Origin of the sequence: Propionispora hippei DSM 15287 (assembly GCF_900141835.1) — a bacterium.
GTDB classification, from domain to species: Bacteria; Bacillota; Negativicutes; order Propionisporales; family Propionisporaceae; genus Propionispora; species Propionispora hippei.
Map to the genome: position 1 here is coordinate 141,600 of NZ_FQZD01000008.1, position 24,425 is coordinate 166,024.

A 24,425-nucleotide genomic window follows, 5' to 3' on the forward strand; every position below is an offset into this window, starting at 1 on the left:
AGGGAATGGCAGATTATTCCGGTTCGGTGACAGAGGAAGATATTACAGCTATGTCGAAGAACAAAAAATAAGTATGTTTTAAAGAAGCGGCATGGCAGGTGACAGGATGAAAAAAGCGATAGTGCTGTTGGTAGTAGTTGTGGCAATAGGCGCTGCCGGTATTTGGTGCATGAATAAAAGCTATAGTGTGATGGCGTCCCTGTCGCCAGCATTGGCCCAGGAATTATCGACGACCTTGGGAGTGCCGGTGGAGGTCGGGGCAGTGGAGGTTAGCTCCTTCCATTCGGTCACGGTACGCAATATGGCTGTTTATGATAAAGACCGGGCGTTGGTTGCGAGCAGTCCGGCGGTGACGGTAGATTTCAGTCTATGGGCCGTTTTGCAGGGGAAACCGGCAACAGCGGCAATTGACCGCCTCACGGTGCGGGACCCAGTGGTGCGACTTGACCGCCGGCCGGCCGGTGACTGGAATATTGAGGATTTATGGCAGCAGCAAGCCGGTGGTGAGCAGACGTTTCGCGGGATTATGGAAATTGTCAATGGCTCTGCTGCTATCCGGGCCGCCGGACAGGCCTGGGATATGACGGACATTCAGGGGGAATTTGATTTTTCTGTCAAACCGGGTATTGCGCTTAAAGGAACAGCGAGGTACGGTGGCAAGCCGGTTAAGGTACAAGGCGTGGTACAAAGCAGCAGCGGCCAGTCACTGACCGTTTGGGTGGAAGAGCTTGCTCTGGCTGATTTTGCCGCGTTGTTCCCGGCGGAAAGCGCTCTAAAACCGGTGGAAGGAGAATTGCGGCAGGTTACGGTCAATTGGCAGCAAAGCAACGGCGATAGCCGATTAGCCGGTGAAGCCGAGTTGGTGCAGGCAGGGCTGGATATGGAGCAGGTCGCGGTGCGGAATATTAACGGTCATATGGCGTTTACCGATAAAGCCGTATATCTTTTTGATACGGCGGTGAAGGTCTGGCAGCAGCCGCTGACCTTGCGCGGCAAAATCACTTTTGCCGGCCAGGAGCCGGTGGTTGATCTGAAGGTCGCTTCGTCTGGTTTTGATCCGTCGGTACTGCCGGTGGAATTGCCGCTGCAGGGTACGGTTGCTTTTTCGGCGGCTGTCTCGGGACGGTTGGATAATCCTGCGGTAAAGGGTCAATTTTCCCTGCCCCAGGGAACAGTAAACGGCGTGTCTGTCAGTAACGGCAAAGCTTCGCTCCGTATGTCCGACAAGCTGGTGACCCTGGAGGATGTGCAAGCCGATCTATGGGAAGGGCATGTGGCACTTCAGGGCGCGTTTGACTCGGCCCGGATGGCCTATTATCTGCAACTTAACGGCAGCCATATTAACACCCAGGCGGTACCGGTGGGAACAGCGGGCCTGTCAGGCTACGCCGATATAACAGCTCTGATTGACGGACAGGGAGCTATCGGTGATGCCAGGATCGGCGGTACGGTGCATATGGCTTCCGGCGCGGCCGGCGGTGTTGCGTTCACCGGTTTGGAAGCGGGTTTCTTTCATCAAAAGGACATTGTAAACCTTGACTACTTACGGGGGCAAATCGGGCAGGGAACGGTAACGGCCAGTGGTACGGTGCCTTTAACCGGTGAGTCAATACAGTTGACTGTTTATGGCCGGGAACTGCCCTTGGCGTCTTTAGCCGGGCTAGTGGACAAACTGCCGTTGACGGGAACAGCCAGTTTTCATGGCAGTGTGGACGGCAGTTTGACGCAGCCTCATTTTTCCTGTGAGTTTACAGCCACCGACGGACAGGTCTTACAGCAGCCCTTTGCCAAGGCGCAGGGGCAATTGGAGGCAACGCCGGAGCTGCTTCGCCTGAACCAGGTGGTTCTGTCTCATGGGGCAGGCAGTCATGAAGTCAATGGCAGCCTTGGGCTTAGCGGTGACCGGCAGGTGAATTTGCATATTCTGTCCCGCCAGGTGCGGGCGGAAAATCTGGTCGATTGGCTGCTGCCCGGCGAGAAACTGACCGGTAATGTGGATAATGAGGTTTGGGTAACCGGACCACTCGCAAACTACAATCTGGAGGGGAGGCTGTGCCTGACGGAAGGCAGCTTCCGGGGGCAACTGATTGCCCGGGCGGAAGGCCGCTATCAGCGAAAGCAGGGTGTGACTACGATCCAGGATTTTCTGATTGATTCGCTGAATACGAAAATTAGTGTAGCCGGTACGGTCAGCGCCGATAACCGCTTGGATTTTGCCGTCATGGCTAAAGACATTGATTTGGGGAAACTTCATGTAAATTTCCCTTACCCGGTCAGCGGGCAGGCCAATTTTGCAGGCAAACTGACAGGCACGGTAGAGCAGCCTCTGTTTGACGGTGATCTGGCGGCAGAACGGCTTAGCTTCAACGGGCAGGATTTGTCGGCAGTGTCCGCCAGCCTTACTTTTCAGAACAATCAACTGGAAGTAGCTTATTTAAAATTTTTGCAGGATAAAGGAAACTTTACGTTCCGCGGTGGAATTGACATTGCTTCCAATGAGGTATATGGCAGCCTGGCTGTGGTTAACGGCAATCTTGCCTCCCTGCTGCCGGTGCTGAATGTGCCTGCCCGTGATGTGGAGGGCCTGCTCAATGGCACTATCCGGATGAGCGGCGTGCTGCCGGAGCCAAATTTCTGGCTTAGCGGCAATATGGTCAGCGGAAAAATAAAAAAATATCCCTTGGAAAATATTGCGATCGACGCCTCTCTGGTCAATCGTGTTCTCACCGTTAATACCTTTACGGCCCAGCAAGGGACAGGTATTTTAGCAGTTCGTGGTACGGCCGATTTTAACGGAGCCATCCAGATGGAAGTCGGCGGCAGGGATATTGATGCCGGTCTTCTGGCTGTCCTGGCCGACAGTCCGGTGGACGTGAAGGGGAAATTGGGCTTTGCGGCGCAGCTTTCCGGTCAAACTAAGCAGCCTCATGCCGACATGTCGCTGGAGATCGCCCAGGGCAGTGTGGGGAATGCCGCGTTTGATTCATTGTACGGCTTATTTAGGTTTGATGACGGTAAAATCAATGTGAATCAATTGCTGTTGAGCAAGGGGCCTTACCGGGCCAGCGCCTACGGCACGGTGCCGCTTGCAGCACTTGACACGTCCCGGCGGCAGCAGACGGAAAACAGCGAACAGATGGATCTTAAGCTCCGGCTGGATGAAGCTGATTTGAGCATTCTGCCGTTTTTAAGTAAGGAAATCTCCTGGGCCCAGGGGCCTACGCAGGGGGAACTGGCGCTTGGCGGTACGCTGGACCGGCCACTGATTAACGGGCACGTCTCAGTCAAGAACGGTATTGTGAAATTAGCCATGTTAAACGATCCCATCCAGAATGTAGGGGTTGATATTCAGTTTCAAAATGATAAAATTAATGTAAATACCTTCACCGGCCATTTGGGCAGTGGCTCATATCAGGTGACCGGTTCAGCCCGGCTCCAGGGTTTTTCTCTGGCTGATTATGACCTGACTGCCGTGCTGGACAATCCGGTCATTACCAGTAAATATTTCAGAGGTCCGGTAAACGGCAAGCTATCGCTGAAAAGTGAACGGTCCCGGCCGGTTTTGGCCGGGCGGCTGAGGCTGGAGAATGATACCGTCGATATTCCCCTGATGCCTGACCTGCAGTCCTCTGAGCTTGATCTTGGTTTGGATCTGGAAGTATCGGCCGGCAATAAGGTAAGACTCTATAACCCTTATTTGTACGATATCCAGGTCGGGGGCCGGGTGAATTTTGCCGGCACGACCCAGCGTCCCGATGTTTCAGGCCGTTTCTTTGCCAAGCGGGGAACGGTCAGTTATCTGCGGACTCAGTTTAAAATTAAAGAGGCAACGGCTGAATTTAGCCAATTTTCCTCTTTTGAACCGGTGATCCGTTTGAGTGCCGAAACTAAGCTGCAAAGAACCAAAGTAAACTTAGACATTAACGGTCCGGTTACAGAAATGAACTTTACCCTGGAATCCGATCCGGCGATGAGCCAGCAGGAAATCTTATCCTTGCTGACTCTGCGCAGCCGCTATTTCGATAAAGAAAATAGCGGCAAGGATAATGACGGACTGGGCAGGGATGAATTGATGAGTGTGCTGGATGCGGGCTTGCAGTTGCGATTTGTCAGCGAAGTGGAAAATATTTTTCAAAATGCTTTGGGCCTTGATGAATTTCACGTAATCAGAGATACCTTTTCAGATCCCGATTCCAGCTCTACGGCTACGAACAGTTCGCTGGGACAGCGCGAGGGGTACAACCTGGAAGTGAGCAAATATTTGACAGACCGTTTTATGGTTACGTATAATATGGGCATTGACCATAATAGCTATAAGTGGGATTTTCGCTACGATCTTACCCGCCGGATCAGTATAACCGGCGGCACCGATAATGAAAAAGATCATAGACTGGGTATAGAGGCCAGATACCGGTTTTAATTAATCTGGCGTATATTGTAGAGAAGGCGGGCTGATTGGGCATGACCATCGCGCATTATCTGGCTGAATTGAAGAAGATTACGCTGCTGACGAGGGAAGAGGAAACTCTGCTTTGGCAGCAGTATAAAGAAGCGGGCGATCTGGAAAGCCGCCGCCGGCTTATTGAGAACTACCAGCCTTTGGTTTTTAAAGCGGCGGCCCGGTTCCGGACGGATCATCCGGCCATTATGGACATGATCCAGGAAGGTACGGTGGGTTTGATCGAGGCGGTGGAAAGCTATCAGTATACCCGTGGTGTCGCCTTCAGCCTGTACGCCAAATACCGCATTCAGGGAAGGATTATGAATTACCTGGAACGGGAAGGAAAGAAGAACTGGGCTTACATTGACAGTCCGGTGGAGGGCGAGGAATGCGGTACTCTGGGCGAATATCTGGTGGATACCGCGCCGGAGATTTCTCAGCAGGCCGAGCATAACTATTTACTGGATCAGGTCCGGCAGGCAATGCAGCGCCTGCCGGTGAAAGAACAGCTGGTGCTGAGCGGTGTGTTTCTGGAAGAGCAGGAGCCGAAGGAATTGGCGGAGACTTTGGATATGAGTATTTCCCATATTTACCGGCTGCAGAAGCAAGGCATTCGCCGGATTCGCGGTATGCTGTCCAAGTTTATGCAAAATTGGTGAAGCCAGTTGGCTGTACAACGGGTAGAACTGGGTTAAACAGGTGAATTACGGCTGAAACTGTAAGATAATGCGAGAAAATAATGAGAAACACTGAAATTTTAGTTGGATTCGACGATTTTTGGATGACCAAAATCTGGCCTCTTCTCATGACTATAGGATTGTGGTTATAATAGGAGTGGTGAAAATGGCTGATTTTAAAAAGCATATGGTTTTGCGCTTGCAATCGGCCCGCCATTGGCTATTACGGGCTGAGGAATCCTTTGACAAGGAACGGGACATACGGGGAGAACTTGATTTGCTGTTGGCTCAGGCCGAATTGCAGCATGTCAAGGAGGAGCACCGTTCCCGGCAGTGGCGTTATAAATATCCGCTGCTGCGTCATGGATTGGCTATTGGGTTAGCTCTGACGGCAGGTGTTATAGGCACAGGCGGTGTGTTTTGGTGGCAGCATCAGGCCCCGCAGTCTGTTCCCGCGCCGGCGGTTATCCGCCAGGAGGCCGGAAGGACGGAGTTGACGGCTCATTCCGGCAATTCCAAGGCTGCGGCGCTTCCCCAGGCTAACATTGCTGCAGAGCCGGCACCGCCGGAACCCTCGTCCCGGACGGCTGAAGAGCCAGCCAAAACTCAACAGATTATTCCACCGGTTGCTAAATCTCATACGGAGGCCCGTCCGGCTGCGCCTGAGAAACAGGAACAGGCCATATCACCGGACGAAATGCAAAAACTGGTCCGGGCGGCGGGAAAATCGCTGCGGGGCCAATAGTTTACCGGCGGTGCCTGCTAGCCGTGTGAAGTACTTTAGAGTACTGGAAAACTAGATAAGGAGGTCATTCATGGAAAAGCTGCGACGCTATGGACAGCTATTGGTAGCTGCCGTTTTTGGGCTGAGTATGGTTTTTTCTGCTGTGATTCCCGCATATGCTGCCGATATAACCGGTAAAACGGTTACGGCCGTTACTGTCAGCGGCAATGCTACTGTTCCGGAAGACACTGTGATGGCGGCTGTAAAAGTAAAGCCGGGCAGCACACTGACACCGGATGCTGTCAAGCAGGATATGCAGGCAATCTACGAACTAGGTTACTTTTTTGACGTGGTAGCTAATTTCACGGAAGTGCCTGAAGGCGTCAAGGTGGTCTACACCGTTATGGAAAACCCTGTGTTGACCGATATTGTCGTGCAGGGAAATACCAAAGTATCGACCGAAAAAATTACGGACATACTGAAAGTGGAAAAAGGAAAAATTCTGAATACCAAGACGTTGAACGAAAATGCCAGAGGCATTGAGCAGTATTATCGTGATCAAGGCTATATTCTGGCCAAAGTCAGCGATGTGTCGATGAGTCCTGGCGGGGTGCTGACCGTTTCCATTAACGAAGGCATGCTGGAAGGCATTCAGGTAAAGGGGAACGACAAGACCAAGGACTATGTTATAACCCGCGAAATGAAACTAAAAACGGGACAACCCTTCAATGTAAAGGATGCCCGCCGCAGTATGCAAAAAGTGTACAACCTGGGCTACTTTGAAGACGTCAACATGAAGCTGAACCCAGGCAAAGAACCCAATGCCGTGGTGCTGGAGACCGATGTAGTGGAGCAAAAGACCGGTACCTTTACCATTGGCGGCGGTTACAGTGAAAATGACGGGTTAATCGGAATTATTGAACTGGGGGACAACAACTTCCGGGGAACCGGTGACAAAGCTAAAATCCACTGGGAGTTTGGCGGCGATACTGATAACAAGAACTACAGTATTGGTTATACTAAGCCTTGGCTGGACAGCAAGGAAACTTCAGCCAGCTTTAATTTTTACGATATGACCAATGAGTATACCGACTACCAGAATGGTAAGTCATTCTCGACTTACGACCGGAACCGCAAAGGCTGGGATGTTACGTTGGGCCGGCCGCAAAATGAGTATATGAAAAACTATATTACTTTTAAAAGCCGGGATGACAGCTATGTAAAACCTGTGTCAGGTACAGATGTAAGTAATAATACCGAGTATCTGCAGGATAATTTCGGCCTGACCCACAGTGTCACCTTATCCAGGGTTTTTGATTCCCGTGACAATGTGTTTAATCCAACCGAGGGTAGTTACTACTCTCTGTCGGCAGAATTTGCCGGACGCTTTATGGGCGGCGAGTTCAATTTCAATAAATATACGGCAGAAAGCCGCAAATATTACAAGGTTGGTAAGGACCAAGTTATTGCAGTGCGGACGGAAGCTGGCTATGCCGACGGTAAAATGCCGCAAAGCGGCAAGTTTAATGTCGGCGGCAGCGACAGCCTGCGCGGCTATGACGACGACCAGTTTGAAGGCGATAAGATGTTGCTGGGTTCGGTGGAATACCGTTTTCCGATTGTCAAAAAGGTACAGGGCGTCGTCTTCAGCGATATCGGTAACGCCTGGGAAGGCGAAGGCTATAAGCTGAACGATCTGAAAGGCAGTATCGGGGTCGGCGTGAGGATCAATACGCCGCTGGGACCGGTTCGCCTGGATCTGGCCAAGGGCTCGGAAGGCGCCAAAACTCACTTTAGCTTTGGCGGTCAGTTCTAACTGGATAGAGGACAGGCTTCTCGATAGAGAACGATTGTTCAGGCAAGAGTCAGGTGCAGGCCTGACTCTTGCACTATTCATTGATAAGAAAAAATGTTAAACCGTTGCACCTGGAGGTGTACCTGCTATGAACAAGAAGCCTTTGCGCTGTAGCCTCAGGCTGTGCTTGCTGCTTCTATTCTGTTTGCTGCCTATGGTGTCGGGGGCGGCTGAAGCTGCAGTGGTAGATTCCATTACTGTTGTCATTGTTCCCGCGCCGGGAGCGGCTAAACCGCCTGCTTTGGTGGCAAAGCGTATGGCGGCCAGTGTCAATACGGTGGGCGAGCATGTGCTGTTGGGTCATAAGGTGACAGACATTGCCTCTAATGAGGCGGCCTATGAAAAAGTCATACAGGAAGTGTTTGACCGGGTGCTCATTGGCTATGAAATTTGCCGGGTGCAAATCGAGCCGGGCAGCAACAGTACCATTACGCTGGAAGTGGCTCCCTGGGGCGATACGGTGGCAAGGGTTGACTGGGAATATGATTATGGCGGCCTTTCGCCGGACATGATTGCTTTGCTGAAAAAAGACCTGGGAAATCTGGAGGAAAAAGCCGACAATGTTTTAATAGGGCTACCGGTGGACGCGGTTGACTGGGCGGGAGCTGTAACTAAAACGTTGATCCGCGATGTGTTTGAGGAACAACTGCCGGAGTTTCGACCCAGTATGGATATTGTACCGGGACAGCATACCTTGATCCGGGTGTCGCTGGTACCTATGGGACAAACCATTCAAAACACGACAGTTTCCCTGCGTTCGGAGACCATTCCCAATTTGCTGCTGTTCCAGGTGCGGCCTGCGGTGGAGGCGTTAAGTAAGCAACTCCGAGGATTGCCGGTAGCTTTTGTTGAACGGCATAACACTTATTTTACCAGCGCTTTGGCGACTACGGCCGTTTCGCCCGAGACGGTCAGGAAATACGGTTTAACGGTAAAGCCGGTCATCAACGCCGGTCAGGACGCTGATATACTATTGCAGGTGGAAACCAGCCGTTATAAGTTGTGGCTGGAAGGGTATCTGGATTTTGGCCGGCAGGAGAATAATACTTCGGCTAAAATGCATATCGGCAAATATCTGGATAACCGCAATGAAGCCTTTTTTGAAGCCGGTTTTATACCCGGCACAGTAGCCTGGGAACTGGAACCGGGCTGGGGTCACCGTTTTACTGCCAATACAACAGCCGGTTTTAAGTACGAACTGACTCACGGCCAAGATATTCTTTGGCTCCGGCAGCATTTGAGTCCGGCGTGGGATATGCGGCTGGAGCATAGACTGGATGACCACCACAATGAACTGGGGCTTCGTTATAAGCTGCACGAGTTTGCCAGCCTGGAATATGTTTTTGACGAAAACGATCATTGGCTGCGGCTGGTTGGTAATTTGTAGGTTGAACAAGCCGAAGCTCCTTGTTATAATAGAAAAGGACAAATTGATGCCATACGGCAAGAGAGAAGGGTTACAATTGTTGAAACTGGAAAAGAAACAGGTAAAACTGGTGACAGTGGCCATTGCATTGTTTTTTGTATTAGGAATCGTGGGTCTGGCTTTATCACAGAGCCATTTATCCTACGCGGCAGGTGCAAGCAGCCAGTCGAATATCGGTGTGATTAATGAACAGATGGTCATTTCCCAGCATCCGGACATTGCTAAAGTGCAGGAAACCATGAACTCGGAAATTGATCAGGCAAAAAAAGATTTTGATGCCAAAACGGCAAGCATGAACGACCAGGAAAAACAGCAGTACTATTCACAGACCTCGCAGCGCTTGAGCTTAAAGCAGCAGGAACTGATGGCACCGATATTGGATAAAGTCAGAAGCGCTATTCAGGAAGTGGCTGCGGCTAAAGGGTTGACCGTAGTATTGGATAAAAGTAATGTTGTCTATGGCGGCCAGGATATTACCGATGAGGTATTGAAAAAAATCGGCGCCAGCAAATAAATAAGGCTTACTGAACCGAGCCGGTAATCCAGCTCGGTTCTTCACTAGAAAGGGGGGGAGCCGGAATGAATCGAAAGGTACAGGCTTTTCTACTCGTTTTAATTGCCTCAATTCTTGTTACCGGTTGCAGTTCCCGGTCTTCCCAGCAAAATACAACACCTTCTCCCGCCGCGCCAACAGTCGGTGTTATTGACATGCGGCAGGCGGTACAGGCCCATCCGAAATACAGCGAGCATGAGCCGCTGCAAAAGGCTATCACCACGCTGGAAGCCCAGTTGGCCGCAGCCCAGTCCGGTGCCGCAGCAACACCATCAGGTAATCTTTCGCCGGCCGGCAGCTATGGAAATCAGATGATGTCTGGCGTACAGGCTACTCTGGAACAAGAATATCAGACGAAAATGACGGCCAAGCAAAACGAGCTTACTCAGCGTCTGGAAAAAAAAGCGGCAGAACTTAAGGCCGGAGAGAGCGAAGAATTAAAGGCTTATGCGGCCGAAGTGGAGCCAAACTATCAGCCACAAATTTTTAATTTGCAACTGAAAATGAAAACGGTACAGTTAAGCAAGGAAGAAATAGACAGCCTAAGTAAGCAAATGGAGGCCCTGCAAAAAGAGCGGGATGAAAAAATTGCGGCTAAAGATAAGGAATTGGCCGAACGTTTGACAGAACAGATGCAACAGGAGCAGGCCGGTGCCAACAGAGAACTCAATCAATACGCCGAGCAACTCCGGAAGGAACAGGCGGCACAGGCAGCGGCCAAACAGCAGGAAGCGGCTGCCCGCATCCCAAGTACAGGTGCTTCCCTCGCTATGCCGTCCGGTGGTGACCCGCAACGGGTAGAACTGGAGCGGCAGTTGGCGGCTAAACAGCAGGAATTGCGAAACTTGGAAGATACCATTGTCGAAGCGGTAAGGGATAAGGCGGCTCAAATTGCAGCAGCCAAAGGACTAAGCTCCGTTTTGACCAATGTAAATACGAATATCAGTGCGGTGGATATTACGTCCGACGTAATTGCCGAGTTTAAGAAGCCATAGGGCGGTATATACTATGTCTTAAAGAAGTGGCCGTGGAAGTGGCTTATTTCTTAACGCTATGCACTTAAGGATGGAGGAAACAGGATGAAACGTACGATGAAAACTTTGCTGCTGCTGGTTGCAGTGGTGGCTGCGGCCTTGCTGTTTAGCGGCTGCGGCTCAACCCAGAATGTCGGAGTGCTGGATGTCAACAAGGTAATGACCGATAGCCCGAAAGTAAAGCAGTTTCAGGACCAACTCAATACCAAGGGCAAGGAACTAAGTGATCAATTGGAAAAAGATAAACCAAACATTTCAGCAGAGGAATTCCAAAAACGGCAGGAAGCGGCCTATAATGAATTTCTGAAAATGAAACAGGATATGGAAGGCCAGATCGACACCAGCATCAAGCAAACACTGGAACAAGTGGCTAAGGACAAAAAAATGAGTATTGTTCTTTATAAAAACGGAGTGGCTCAAGGCGGTACGGACATCACCGATGAAGTGATCAGTAAACTGCAATAGTGCCCGGGGAGGCTTTTGGTTGAGATGGAGTTACGCGAAATTGCTGAGTTAGTCGGCGGCAGCGTTGTGGGAGACGAAACTGTCGAAATACGAGGAGTTACCAATATTGAAGAGGCCGGCAGCGGCGACATTACCTTTGCCGTGCCGCCTCATCTGGAAAAAGCGGCAGCTTCCCAGGCTGCTGCCGTTATCATCCCTTCTGATATTAGCCAGTTTGCCAAGCCGGCTGTGCGGGTGGATAATCCCCGCATGGCTTTTGCCAAACTGTTGGAACACTTTACACCACCTGTGGCAGTAGAACGGGGGGTTCATCCCTCAGCTGTCATCGGGAACCGGGTTGTCTTAGGCCAAAATGTCGCCATTATGGCTCACGTTGTGCTGGCCGACGATGTGGTGATCGGCGATAACACGGTGATTTATCCCCATTCCTATATCGGCGCCGGTGTGGTAATTGGCAGCGATACGCTGATTTATTCCAATGTATCGATCCGGGAAGGCTGCCAGATCGGCAGCCGGGTTATCCTGCAAAACGGCGCAGTCATCGGCAGTGACGGTTTCGGATTTGTTACTATACAAGGCCGTCATCACAAAGTGCCGCAGGTAGGTAATGTGATTATTGGGGACGATGTGGAGGTTGGCGCCAATACGGCAATTGATCGTGCCACCACCAGCAGCACTGTCGTGAACCGGGGAACGAAAATTGATAATTTGGTTCATTTAGGTCATAATGTGGTGATTGGCGAGAATTGCTTTGTTGTGGCATTAACCGGTATTTCCGGCAGCACTAAGGTAGGTAATCAGGTTACCTTTGCCGGGCAGGTGGGTAGTACCGGACATATTACCATTGGCGATAACTGCGTGTTTGCCGCCCGGGCAGGCATCATCGGCGATGTGGCGCCCAATTCGTTTTTTGCCGGGTTTCCCGCCAGACCTCACAAGGAGTGGCTGCGCGCCGAAGCTTATATTAATAAATTGCCCGATTTGGTCAAAAAGGTGAAGGAACTGGAGAAACGGGTGACGGAGCTATCCCCGGAGGGATAACAAATAAGACTTAAAGGTACTTGTAAGGCAAAGGCGGTTGGGTGAGTCCTGACCGCCTTTGTATTGGTTGGCACCTGTTGCCAGCAGGAGTTTCGACAGGATATGCTGAATATGTATACAGAACAAATGTCTTGGGAACCGCTGATTTAATGAGCCTGTCGAGAGATTTTTCATCTGGTAAAGCGGCGAAACCGCAAAAATGGCCTGGCTATTTTAAGGCTTTACCGGCGCAGCCAGACGGGAAAACCCGCTAGGACGCACTGGGACGAATAAATCAGTGGTTTCCTTGGATGTAGGAGGCTTTATCAATGCGAAGGTTGTTTTATTTCTTACTGCCGCTGCTAATCTGTATCAATCCCGTTCAGGCGGCTCCTTCGCTGGCCGGCTCCACCGGCATGATTGACAATCCGTCGGCTGATGTGCTGCGCGAGGGACAAATATCGACCGGTTATTACCATGTTGCCGGAGGGACTCAATTTGCCTTTTCCGCTTATGTAGCGCCACGAGTTGAAGTGGGAACTATTATTCTTCATGACCAGGACGGCAAGCATACCGGATTGAACGCCAAATTTTCCCTGAGACAGGAGCAGGTGAATACGCCCGCCGTGGCGGTCGGCGTTGAAGATATTGCCGGATACCGGGATACCTCCTGGTATGCGGTGGCCAGTAAAAGTTTGCCGTTTGGCATCCGCCTGCACGCCGGTGTAGGCAACGGTCGGTTTAACGGTGTGTTTGGCGGCGTGGAAAAGCAATTAAATACTTTAAGTGTGCTGCCGGGGAAATACTTGCCCTCAGCGTCGCTTATGGCCGAGTTTGACGGCCGGCAAATGAATTATGGACTTCGTTTTGCAGTAGCGCCCGGTGTTAAACTAGACGGTGGCTGGCGGAAGCACGGAAGCTATTTTGGCATTAGCTATACGCATTGATAGTAAGTGAATTTTATCCGATGGCCAAGCTGCAGCGGGTGTCAAGCCCTCGGCAGCAAGTCTCCATTCATGTCTGGAGGAATCCTTGATGATCTATCAGCTTGTGAAACTATGTAGCCGTTTATTGTGCCTGCTGCCTGTCAGACTGCAACGCAGTGTCGGCAATATGCTGGGAGCCGCCTGCTGGCCCCTGGTGCCGCCTAAACGACGCCGCATGGCCATTGACAATATTATGCGGAGTTTGGCGGTAGACAGGCAAGTGGCGCAAGAGATCGCCAGGATCAGTACAATCCGTTTCGGGAGAATGTTTATCGAAGTGCTTTGCCTGCCTGAGCTCAAAGCGGACAATATTGGCCGTCGGGTGGAGCTTAAAGGGAAGGAGCATTTGGAGGAGGCTTTGTCCTATGGACATGGGGCGGTGATTGCTACGGCACATGCCGGCAATTGGGAGCTATTGGGGGCAGCGTTGGCGATGCACGGCTTTCCGTTGATCGCTGTGGCCCAAAAACAGACCAGCGAGCAAATGGACCGCTTCATTAACGAATATCGGACAATGGCGGGTATGCACGTGACCTACAAGACAGGCGTCCGGGAGATGATCAGGATGCTGGGGCAGGGTAAAATTATCGGTTTGTTAATGGACCAGCATGCCGGACGGGACGGGGTTTGGGTGAATTTTTTCGGTCGTCAGGCCTCCACAGCGACAGGTGCTGCCGCCCTTGCCCGGATGAAGGGGGCGCCGATTGTGCCGGCTTTTATTACCGAGAATTCAGATGGCACCCATACTGTGCTATTGCATCCCATCATGTGGTCCGATAAGACCGAGGCTAAGGACGAGGATATCCGCCAAACCACCCAGCGTCTGACGACTATTATCGAAGCCCACATCCGCCAATACCCGCAGGAATGGTTCTGGCTGCACAACCGATGGAAACACTCCCCGGACCAATAAGGGCTAAAAGAACCATTGTTCTTTGGGTTAGTGTACTGTCCTAGCTATATTGCACTTTTCCTTCTGAAAGAGGGTGCTTCAACAATAAATATTACCAAGATTGCGGGAGCTGCCGAAATAGTAATATTAGGGCAGCTCCATTCTTTTTCCGGCGTTCCCTCGTCGGCCTTTTCCGAAAACATACGTTTTTGATATACTTTTGTAATATAATTTTATACAGTATGCTCTAGTTTGTTGAGGTGTTCTTGGGTGGCCGTTACGGAAAAAGACGGTCCGCAGGATGCCGGAAGAGGCAGCTGCCGTTAAGAAATCCGCTTGTTTGAGCGAAGCGAGTTTCGGATTTTAGGCAGCTGCCTCTTCCGGCAAGTCTTTTGGAGTGTCAGGCCTAGATTTTTTGCCTACTTTTGTATCATGACAAAAGTAGGGAAGGAGATCTTCCAGTATATACATTATACAATTATAGTATATACGAATAGACATAAAAGTGATATACATGCTATAATATAAGCCGGAAAAGAGGTGAGTGACTCATGCCGGCTATTAGCAATAAAAGCGTGGATACGGTAAAAAGAATGATGAGGAGACTGCTTACCGATACCTTTAACCGTGACCTGTTGACCTTGCTCATTGTCAGCATCGTGATAGGGTCACTGTTCGCCAGTACGGTATCGTTAGCAGCCAATGCTTATTTTTCCAAGACACTGGCGAATCTCGTCGGTGACTATGGTGAATATGATCTGGTGATTCAGTCCAGAGAAGAAATGAAACAAGATACGGCAACTCAGATACAAAAAATTCTTAATGATGTTTTTCCGGGGGCAGTCCTCAAGGAGGGACCGACCATCACCGGTAAAACCAACTTCTTCGTAGCCTTGCCGGCACAGTACCGGACTAAAGAAGTCTATGAAAATATGGGAAAAACCTTTGGCAGCATACCGGGCGGTGCCGGTGTAGGCTTTCTGACTGAGCCGCGCCTGACCTTGCGCGGTGTGCCGGAGGGAGCCCGCAATATGCTAATTGAAAAGATTGAGCAATTTGATGGTGTCAGCTTTGCGTTTCATGATGGTGCTTCCATCGGTGTCATTTTGACTTCGTTGGATAAATCGGCAGCCGTCAATGAGCAAATCAAGGCATTGTTGCAGCAGTATCAGGTCGTGGAAATTAGTTTTCCTGTAGGCAGTGAACCGGCCAATCCGATTCGGCTGGGTCAAGCCATTACCGACGCTATGAAAGAACGGCTTAAGGTCGACTATGCAGAGAATGTTTCGGTAGACGGTAAGAACGATGATATGACTGCCACCGTCAGCACGATGATGGAGTTAAAGCGCTTTCTGGCAGCCTATGCTTCGGACATTACCATCACGCTAACTGGCAGTGCCAAGCTGATTAAAGGAGACACCGTGGTATTCCAGGGCAATGCGGAAAGTGCACCGGCTAGCGGTGCACCGGTCGGCACAGGCAATGTTCTGGTAGAAGTGACCGAGGTGGAAGCCAACGGCACGGTAAAGGGCATGATTATCCAGGGGGATGCCTCGCAGCTAACCAATACTCAGGGATATAAGCTAACTAATAACGTAGTCGGCGAGGCCGTGGGAACGGTTGCTTATCGCAATCCCCGCCAGGAGCTTGGCAATGCTTTGGGGGAAACTAACAAGTTAGTAGCGCAGATTCCCGGTTTTGCTGCTGACGGACGAAACGTATCGGCTATTGCCTTACAGACATTGAATAATTATGATACCAGTGTTGCCGGCTTGGAGAAACTGCTGAATAATTTGCAAACAGCAGGAGGTACGATTCAGACGGTAACCGGCAGCCTGGCCAGCCTTGATACCCGGGCCATAAGGACCCAGGTAGATAATTCAAACCAGGCGTTAGGAAATCTGGCTACAGGTATGCAAGTGCTCCAACTGATTAATCCGGATGTGAAAAATACGGTAAACAATATTACCGGAGCACAGCAAAACTTAAATAGTCTCAGCCAGACGCTGGGGGCCATGGAGTCGGTATCAGATCAAGCCCGCCAGGCGCAAAGCGTCATTGACGGAATTACTGCTAACGGACAAACGACCCTTGCCAATTTGCGGGCCTTTGATGCAGAGGGGGCTAAAAAGAATCTTACCGATGCACAAAGTCATCTGGCCAAACTGGATGAGGTCAATATCCCGCTGGTTACAGCTCAACTGCAGTATCTGTCGGCAGCGGTGCCTAATTTAAAAGATGAGGAAATCGGCCATTCCATTAAGCTGTTGGATAAGTTTATTGCCGGACAGGTGGTACCCGGTGAACGTATCCAGATTCTGACCAGCCGTAATATCAGCACCGATGCGATTGCACCGATTGTATACGAAAAGGCCGGTCATAATAATGTGTCGCTCTATTCAACCGACCTGGGTGTTATGGAGCCTAATGCCCGGGGCGAGGTATACAAGGTATTGAATGAAGTGCGGGCCACGCTGGCCGGCATGACGGCGATCATTATCACTCTGGTGTTTTTGGCACTGGACCATACTTCGGTTATGGCTGTGATGCGCCGCAAACGTCTGGCGATTAAAGAAACACACCAAGGCTGGCGCGGTGTGCTGTACCGCTTGGCGATTACTTTTACCGCACCGGAAAGACGGTACGGTATGGCTATGGGAGCGATCTTGCTGACAGCCATGTTTATTTTGGCCAAGGGCGGCATTCCGTATCTGCCCTGGCTCGGTGTACCGCTGATCGGTGCCTTGTTAGGATTGATCGCGGCTAATTACGCTGAAAAAATTAATCCTGTGTCAACCGAAGAGGTTATGGCCGGCGAAGCCATCGGCCTGTCATTTGATGAGATTATGCGGGAAATCGTTATTCCTGCCGGACGGCCTGGCTTGCTGCAAAAACTTAATACCCGCAAGGTAAAATTTAAATAAAGCAGGAAGGAGGTGAACGGGCATGTTAGACATTCAGCATTTAAAAAAACAGTTTGGCAAATTGACGGCGGTGGAAGATGTGAGTCTTCAGGTGGCGGCAGGCGAAACCGTCGTACTGATGGGGCCGTCGGGCTGCGGCAAATCAACCACCATTCGTACCGTTAACCGTCTGATTGAAGCGGACGGCGGCTCCATTCTGTTTTGCGGCAAGAATATTCTAGAAATGAACGACGAGGAATTGCGACTGGTTCGGAAAAAGATCGGTTTTGTGTTCCAGCAGTTCAACCTGATTGGTCGCCTTACGGCAGAAGAGAATGTTATGCTGGGCCTGGTTATGGGCGGCCTGCCGCGGGAACTGGCTCAGGAAAAAGCACGGGAGGCACTGCGCAAGGTAGGCATGGAAAGCCATGCCACGCACAAGTCGGGTGAAATGTCCGGCGGTCAGCAGCAGCGGGTAGGTATTGCCCGCGCCCTGGCCTTTGAGCCGGAGCTGATGCTTTGGGACGAGCCGACGGCTTCTCTTGACCCTATTTTGGTACGGGAAGTATTGGTGGTTATGGAGGAATTGGCTAAATACCGTTCCAGTGCCATGCTGGTGGTGACCCATGAGATTCCCTTTGCCCTGCATGTGGCTGACCGCATTGTATTGATGGAACAGGGAAAAATCAGAGAGGAAGGCATTCCTTCCGAAGTGTTTGTGCGGCCTGTATCTGATATCGGCAAAAAGTATAAGGAGCTGATCGAATATCAGACCAATACCAATACCCTGACGCTGGCCGGCAAGCGCATTGCGTAAGCCTTTTGCGGAAGGCGAAGCTGGGCGGTCCGGTGATAAAATTCCTGCAATTTCTTTTACGCTTTCAAAGTAGACAGGCAGTAGGACGAAACAGACCTGTAGAAAAAATATACCGCTTATCTATTGCGGGATACAGCAAATTTCTGTAGAATAAGGAAAGGTTATCATGTCAGAAAGGTTTATATACTATGCAAAATGAGACGACACTTGCCCGGCGAATATCGTATACCGGGATTGGACTGCACTCGGGACAGGATGTGACGATTACCCTGTGTCCGGCACCGGCCCAGACCGGCATTGTTTTTGTTAGAACCGATTTGCCGGGAGCGCCGCAGGTCAGGGCCTGTGCTTCTTACGTTACCAATACTATGCGGGCGACTACCCTGGAGAACGGCCCGGCGAAAGTCTTTACAGTGGAGCATCTCTTGGCTGCGCTGGCTATGTTGGAAGTGGACAACTGCTTTGTGGAAATCAATGCGGTAGAGCCGCCGGTGGCCGATGGCAGTTCCCTGGCTTTTGTCAGACTGATTGAGGAAGCCGGTATGCAGGCACTGACAGCTCCGCGGCAAGTTTTTTATGTAACAAGGGAACATACCGTACGTGTTGATGATAAATTTATTACCATTTTGCCTTATGACGGTTTACGGGTTACCTTTACGTCGGTCAATCCCCATCCCGCGCTTGGGGTTCAATTTGGCGATTATGAGATAAATCCCGCTACGTTTACCGAGCAGATCGCGCCGGCCAGAACCATCGGGTTTATGCATGAAGTCAAAGCCCTGCAGGAAAAAGGGCTGGCACTTGGCGGCAGCATGGATAATGCCGTGGTCTACGAGAATGGCAAGGCGTTAAATCCGCTGCGTTTTCCCGATGAACTGGTGAGGCACAAAATTTTGGACGTATTGGGCGATTTAGCGTTGGCTGGCCAGCTTCGCGGTCATATCATCGCGGTCAAGTCTGGCCACGCCTTAAATACAGCATTAGCCAGGGATATATTAGCAAGCCAAAATAGACTCTAATGTGGGAGTGATGATACCGATGTTATCTTCAGCAGAAATTCAGAAAGTGATACCTCACCGTTATCCGTTTTTATTGGTGGACCGGATTATTGAACTGGAACCGATGAAACGGGCTGTGGGCATTAAATGTGTTACTTCGACCGAACCGTTTTTTCAGGGCCATTTCCCCGGCCATCCGGTGATGCCGGGCGTGCTCATTTTAGAAGCCATGGCTCAGGTCGGTGGTGTGGCCATGCTGTATCCGGAAGAAAACCGTGGTGATATTGCGTTGTTTGCCGGCATCGACCGGGTGAAATTCCGGAAACAGGTCGTTCCCGGCGATCAGCTTAAAATGGTGGCCGAATTGATTAAAGTCCGCAGCTCCATGGGTAAACTTTGGGCGGAATCTTTTGTGGACGGCCAATTGGTGGCTGAGGGTGAATTTTTGTTTGCCCTGACTAAACGGTAAAGGTAAAGCTGCTAAGTTGCTTTTTATATGGTAACGTATGCTTAAGAAAAAAGGCTGAATTTGTTTGAAAAATTGTGGAAATAACTGCAGAAAAGGAATAAAGGCTTTTTTTGGGCTAAAATGAATTGCCATGCCGTGACTAGTGAGTCGGATTATATGAGTAGAGAGTAGATAGTGCGTGCAAAGCGGTATCAGCCATGTGCTCATTTTTAAAGGAGTTGATATACGGTGAAACCTGAATCTGTCGTAATTCCATTACGTAAAATACACGAAACAGCAGTCGTTCATCCAGGGGCACGGATCGGTAAGGATGTGGAAATTGGTCCCTATGCGGTAATCGGTGAGAACGTACTCATCGGCGACGGCACGGTCATTGGCGCCCATGTTGTGGTTGATGGCTGGACAAGTATTGGAAAAAACTGCGTGGTTTTCCATAGTGCCTCGATCGGCACCGAACCGCAGGATTTGAAATTTAACGGTGAAAAGAGCTATGTGTTTATTGGTGATAATACCAAAATTCGCGAGTTTGCCACTGTGAACCGGGCAACCGGTGAAAACGAGGAAACCCGAGTGGGTTCCAACTGCCTGTTAATGGCCTATACCCATGTGGCGCATAACTGCGTGGTAGGCAACCATGTGATTATGTCCAACGCTGCGACACTGGCCGGTCACGTCATTGTGGAAGACCGGGCGGTCATTGGCGGGTTGGCCGGTGTGCATCAATTTGTTAAAATCGGGCGCAATGCTATGATTGGCGGCGCTTCCAAGGTAGTGCAGGACGTACCGCCTTATGTAATTGTTGACGGTCACCCGGCTAAGGTATCGGGACTGAACAATGTGGGCATGTCCCGTTCCGGCATCAGCCTGAATGCACGGCGTAACCTGAAGAAGGCCTATAAGCTGCTGTACCGTTCGGGCTTAAGTCTGGCGCAGGCCATCGCTGTAATGGAACAGGACCTGGAGTCCTGCGAAGAGATTGAACACTTTATGCGTTTCCTGCGCAATGCGGAACGGGGAGTATGCCGCAGCCGCAAGGATACGTCGGAATAAAGGGGTATTGGTTGATGAAAAGAATCGGTTTATTAGCTGGTGTTGGAAGACTGCCGGTAGAATTTGCCCGTGCCGCTCGCGGCATGGGCTTTGCCGTGATTGCAATTGCCCTGCTGCCGGAGGTGGACGAAGAGTTGTCTCAGGCAGCAGATGTGTTTTATCCTATTTCCGTAGGGGAACTGGAGCGTATTCTGACGGTGTTGAAACAGGAGGAGGTCACTCAGGCCACGATGATTGGCAAGGTGACCAAGGAATTGCTGTTTAGCGGCGTGCAGCGGCCCGATGCCCGGCTGCAGAAACTGCTACTCGGATTACCTGATCACAAGGATGATACGATTATGCTGGCTTTGGTTAAAGAACTGGCCACTGAGGGAGTTGGCATCCTGGATCAGACCGCCCTGCTTAAGCTGCTGATGCCTGCGCCGGGTGTGTTAACCGAACGGCGGCCGACCCCTCAGGAAGAGGCTGATATGAAGTTCGGTTTTACCATGGCCAAGCATATGGGCAATTTGGATATTGGCCAAACGGTGGTTATCAAAAATTGTGCCGTTATGGCTGTGGAAGCCATTGAAGGTACCGATGCCTGCATCCGGCGCGGCGGTGAGCTGGGGCGGGGCGGGGTTACGGTGGTAAAAACGGCTAAACCCGGTCAAGACATGCGGTTTGACGTTCCCAGTATCGGACTGCAAACCATTCGTTCTATGGTGGAAGCAGGGGCTACGGCGCTGGCACTGGAAGCGGGCAAAACGCTGCTGGTGGAAAGACAGGCGGTGCTGGAGCTGGCCAACCGGCATCAGATGACCATTGTAGCCGTGTGATGAGTTGCAACAGAACATTTCGGCAGCCGAGGCGCGCAAGCGCCTTTTTATCATACTTAGTGCCCCGCCAAATTTGGAACTGAAAGATGATGGCAATGCAGGCTGGCGAAAGATTGACCGTCAGCAATTTCTGTTTCCAAGGCTGATGGAGTACTGGTATCGTGTAACCTCTAAAACAATACATAGGCTGGCGAGAAGATTTTTCGTAAGACAAGGCAGAGGAATGAGGCGTAGTGGTTCCTACGCCAATTGGCGACAACGAAATATTGCGAAATATTCCCGTCAGAATAATATGGGATTAGAGGTCAGACGATACTAATAGCCGGACGATTTGTTCATACTATAGAAATACCCGCATCTTATGGAGGATGTGCTATGCGTAAAATTATGATTTCCGTCGGCGAGGCATCGGGAGATTTGCACGGCGCCAGTCTGGCAAAGGCCTTGAAACAGCTTGAACCGGCTATTGCCGTATTCGGCATGGGCGGACAAGCCATGCGCGACGCCGGTGTGGATATCGTATATGATATTGCCGATATTAACGTTATGGGTTTTGCAGAAGTAATTAGAAATTTGCCCCGCCTTTTCCGTCTAAAGGACAGCCTGGTTGCGCTGATGGCGGCGGAGAAACCCGATGTGCTGGTTGTGATCGACTATCCCGATTTCAATATGCGGCTGGCTAAGGCTGCTAAAAAGCAGGGTATTCCTGTGGTATACTATATTAGCCCGCAGGTGTGGATCTGGCGTAAAGGCCGGGCAAAGGATATCGCCGCCATGACCGAACAGGTGGCCGCTATTTTTCCTTTTGAAGCCGAAGTGTACCGGGAGGCCGGCGCTAACGTTACCTTTGTCGGTCATCCACTTTTAGATATTGTAAAGCCCAACTGGGATAAAGAAACGGCTTACCGGCAGTTTGCAGCCGATCCGGAACGGCCGGTCGTACTTTTGATGCCTGGCAGCCGGAAGCAGGAAGTGGACCAACTGCTGGATATTATGTTGTCGGCGGCGGAAAAAATAAGAAGAGTTATGCCGGAGTGCCAATTCTTTTTACCGGCGGCTACGACAATTTCCCGGGAAATGCTGCAAAATAAGCTGGATAAGTATGCCTTACCGGTGCAGATTACCACTGGCAATATCTATGATCTAATGCAAATTGCCAATCTGGCCATTGCCGCCTCCGGGACGGCGACGCTGGAAACGGCACTCATGCAGGTGCCGACTATTGTTGTGTACAAGACTTCGCCAATTACTTATTTCATTGGGAAACAACTGATTAAAATTCCTTACGTCAGCCTGCCAAACATCATTGCCGGCCGTCAGATAGTCCCGGAACTATTGCAGGAAGCGGCCAACCCCGGCCGGGTGGCTGACGAGGCCTTGCGGATTTTGTCTAATTGGGATATATACAGTCAAACTATAGAGGATCTAATTGCCATGCGCCAAGCTTTGGGCAGCGGCGGTGCCGTACGGCATACCGCCGAACTTGTTCTGGAAGTTGCCGCGCAGCAGGCTGGAGGAAAAGAATGAATACCTATTTGCGCTTGCTCGCCTTTGTCCGTCCTTATATTCCCCGTCTTATTCTGGCAGTCATTTGTATTATGATGGCAGCCAGTGCCAATTTGTATATTCCCTGGATTCTAAAGGAAGTTATTGATAAGGTTCTCGCCGATAAAGATTTGCTTACTCTTAACATTATTGCCGGCGGTATTGTCGTAGTATTCCTTTTGCGAGGTATCTTCTTTTACGGACAGACCTATCTGATGGCCTATATCGGTCAACGGATCATTATTGATATCCGTTCAGCCGTATATCGTCATTTTCAGCGGTTGTCGCTTTCCTATTATGAGAAACGGCAGACGGGGACACTGATGAGCTATGTGACCAACGATGTGGCAGCCTTGCAGAATGCATTGGTCGACAATGTGATTGACGGCGTGACCGAAGGCATGACCCTGATCGGGTCTTTGGGGGCCATGTTTTATATTCACTGGAAACTATCCCTTTTAACCATTATTACGCTGCCGCTGGTGGCGCAGACCATTAATATTTTCGGGAAAAAATTGCGTACAACCAGCCATGTCATGCAGGAACGGGCGGCCGATATTACTTCGGTGCTGCAGGAAACCATTTCGGCTATCCGGGTCATCAAGTCCTTTGTCCGAGAAGACCATGAAATCCAACGTTTTGAAAACGAGAATTATAAAAATTTCCGGGCGCAGATGAAAAACGCCCAATTGATGGCTCTGTTAACGCCGATTGTTGAATTTTTGTCGGCCGTGGGAGTTACCTTGATAATCTGGTATGGTGGTTTAGAAGTGATTAACGGCAATTTAACGGCCGGATCACTGATTGCCTTTCTCATGTATGTTGTCAATCTTTCCAATCCCATTAAACGACTTAGCCGGGTGTATGGGGGAATACAACGCTCATTAGCTGCGGCACAGCGGATTTTTACCGTGCTTGATACCGAGCCGGAAATACAAAATATGCCTGGTGCTGTGGCATTGCCGGCCATTCGTGGTGAAGTGGCTTTTCACTCAGTTGATTTTTCTTACAAAACGGGTGAACCAACGCTGCAGGATATTTCCATCCAAGCCCGGCCGGGCCAGATGGTGGCAATTGTCGGGGCCAGCGGCGCCGGCAAGACGACAATTGCCAACCTGATCCCACGATTCTACGATCCGTGCTCTGGCTATATTAGTATCGACGGCATTGATATCAAAACGGTAACCGTCGAGTCGCTGCGGGAACAGATTGGCATTGTGCCGCAGGAAACGGTGCTGTTTAACGGTTCTGCCTATGAGAATATCCGCTATGGCCGGTTGGACGCAACGCGGGATGAAATTATTGAAGCGGCTAAGGCAGCCAACGCTCATCAATTTATCAGCCGTATGCCTGAGGGTTATGAAACCCAGATCGGTGAGCGGGGTTCGAAGCTATCCGGTGGTCAGCGTCAGCGAATTGCCATTGCCCGTGCCATTTTAAAAAATCCCCGGGTACTCATTCTGGATGAGGCCACCTCGGCTTTGGATACCGAAAGCGAAAAGCTGGTGCAGGAAGCGCTGGACAAATTAATGTCCGGCCGGACTTCCTTTGTCATTGCCCATCGTTTGTCTACTATTAAAAGGGCCCATGTTATCCTGGTTATGGAAAAGGGCCGGATTGTCGAACAAGGAACGCACGAACAGCTTATGGCGCATGGCGGCGCGTATTATAACCTGCATCAGGTGCAGTTTTCCAGTAATAAAGCGGCCCGGTAGAGGCTGTTATTCTTGATTGTTACCTTACGGAAAGAGG

The 24,425-nt window shown here is 50.6% G+C and carries 19 protein-coding genes; all 19 read left to right on the forward strand.

The genetic code is table 11. The features are described 5' to 3' along the window. Positions 1–106: 106 nt before the first annotated feature. The 19 genes from F3H20_RS06135 (at position 107) to msbA (ending at position 24,388) form a co-directional block, all read left to right on the forward strand. Positions 107–4,420 (forward strand): translocation/assembly module TamB domain-containing protein, encoded by a 4,314-nt coding sequence (locus tag F3H20_RS06135; protein ID WP_188128216.1) that lies wholly within the window; start codon positions 107–109, stop codon positions 4,418–4,420. A 41-nt stretch (positions 4,421–4,461) separates the two neighbouring features. Then, positions 4,462–5,100: a sigma-70 family RNA polymerase sigma factor gene (locus tag F3H20_RS06140; RefSeq protein ID WP_149734098.1), complete on the forward strand. Its 639-nt coding sequence runs from the start codon at positions 4,462–4,464 to the stop codon at positions 5,098–5,100. A gap of 184 nt (positions 5,101–5,284) precedes the next feature. Continuing rightward, positions 5,285–5,863 (forward strand): hypothetical protein, encoded by a 579-nt coding sequence (locus F3H20_RS06145; protein ID WP_149734062.1) that lies wholly within the window; start codon positions 5,285–5,287, stop codon positions 5,861–5,863. Between the two features lie 70 nt (positions 5,864–5,933). Then, positions 5,934–7,658 (forward strand): BamA/OMP85 family outer membrane protein, encoded by a 1,725-nt coding sequence (locus F3H20_RS06150; RefSeq protein ID WP_149734063.1) that lies wholly within the window; start codon positions 5,934–5,936, stop codon positions 7,656–7,658. 127 nt (positions 7,659–7,785) lie between these two features. After that, complete coding sequence (locus tag F3H20_RS06155; protein ID WP_223191649.1) at positions 7,786–9,084, forward strand: hypothetical protein; 1,299 nt, start codon at positions 7,786–7,788, stop codon at positions 9,082–9,084. Positions 9,085–9,160: 76 nt separating this feature from the next. Next, on the forward strand, positions 9,161–9,637 hold the full coding sequence (locus tag F3H20_RS06160; protein ID WP_149734064.1) for an OmpH family outer membrane protein: 477 nt from the start codon (positions 9,161–9,163) through the stop codon (positions 9,635–9,637). Positions 9,638–9,702: 65 nt separating this feature from the next. After that, on the forward strand, positions 9,703–10,671 hold the full coding sequence (locus F3H20_RS06165; protein ID WP_149734065.1) for a molecular chaperone Skp: 969 nt from the start codon (positions 9,703–9,705) through the stop codon (positions 10,669–10,671). An 84-nt stretch (positions 10,672–10,755) separates the two neighbouring features. Beyond that, positions 10,756–11,175 (forward strand): OmpH family outer membrane protein, encoded by a 420-nt coding sequence (locus tag F3H20_RS06170; protein WP_149734066.1) that lies wholly within the window; start codon positions 10,756–10,758, stop codon positions 11,173–11,175. Positions 11,176–11,199: 24 nt separating this feature from the next. After that, on the forward strand, positions 11,200–12,216 hold the full coding sequence (gene lpxD / locus F3H20_RS06175) for a UDP-3-O-(3-hydroxymyristoyl)glucosamine N-acyltransferase (RefSeq protein ID WP_149734067.1): 1,017 nt from the start codon (positions 11,200–11,202) through the stop codon (positions 12,214–12,216). 308 nt (positions 12,217–12,524) lie between these two features. Next, complete coding sequence (locus F3H20_RS06180) at positions 12,525–13,142, forward strand: YjbH domain-containing protein (protein WP_149734068.1); 618 nt, start codon at positions 12,525–12,527, stop codon at positions 13,140–13,142. An 88-nt stretch (positions 13,143–13,230) separates the two neighbouring features. After that, the gene (locus F3H20_RS06185) at positions 13,231–14,094 is read left to right on the forward strand and encodes a lysophospholipid acyltransferase family protein (protein ID WP_149734069.1); all 864 of its coding nucleotides are present in this window, start codon (positions 13,231–13,233) and stop codon (positions 14,092–14,094) included. A gap of 530 nt (positions 14,095–14,624) precedes the next feature. Next, complete coding sequence (locus tag F3H20_RS06190) at positions 14,625–16,997, forward strand: hypothetical protein (RefSeq protein ID WP_316842649.1); 2,373 nt, start codon at positions 14,625–14,627, stop codon at positions 16,995–16,997. A 22-nt stretch (positions 16,998–17,019) separates the two neighbouring features. Next, complete coding sequence (locus F3H20_RS06195; protein WP_149734070.1) at positions 17,020–17,793, forward strand: amino acid ABC transporter ATP-binding protein; 774 nt, start codon at positions 17,020–17,022, stop codon at positions 17,791–17,793. 188 nt (positions 17,794–17,981) lie between these two features. After that, positions 17,982–18,812, forward strand: a complete 831-nt coding sequence (lpxC, locus tag F3H20_RS06200) for a UDP-3-O-acyl-N-acetylglucosamine deacetylase (protein ID WP_149734071.1) — start codon at positions 17,982–17,984, stop codon at positions 18,810–18,812. A gap of 19 nt (positions 18,813–18,831) precedes the next feature. Further along, the gene (gene fabZ, locus F3H20_RS06205) at positions 18,832–19,260 is read left to right on the forward strand and encodes a 3-hydroxyacyl-ACP dehydratase FabZ (protein ID WP_091744608.1); all 429 of its coding nucleotides are present in this window, start codon (positions 18,832–18,834) and stop codon (positions 19,258–19,260) included. 228 nt (positions 19,261–19,488) lie between these two features. Beyond that, entirely contained in the window at positions 19,489–20,310 is an 822-nt protein-coding gene (gene lpxA / locus F3H20_RS06210; RefSeq protein WP_149734072.1) for an acyl-ACP--UDP-N-acetylglucosamine O-acyltransferase, read from the forward strand. A gap of 14 nt (positions 20,311–20,324) precedes the next feature. Beyond that, positions 20,325–21,128, forward strand: coding sequence for an LpxI family protein (locus tag F3H20_RS06215; RefSeq protein WP_149734073.1), 804 nt, complete (start codon positions 20,325–20,327; stop codon positions 21,126–21,128). A gap of 375 nt (positions 21,129–21,503) precedes the next feature. Continuing rightward, on the forward strand, positions 21,504–22,655 hold the full coding sequence (gene lpxB, locus F3H20_RS06220) for a lipid-A-disaccharide synthase (RefSeq protein ID WP_149734074.1): 1,152 nt from the start codon (positions 21,504–21,506) through the stop codon (positions 22,653–22,655). Then, complete coding sequence (msbA, locus tag F3H20_RS06225) at positions 22,652–24,388, forward strand: lipid A export permease/ATP-binding protein MsbA (protein ID WP_149734075.1); 1,737 nt, start codon at positions 22,652–22,654, stop codon at positions 24,386–24,388. Before lpxB ends, msbA begins: the two co-directional genes overlap by 4 nt. The last annotated feature ends 37 nt before the right edge of the window (positions 24,389–24,425 follow it).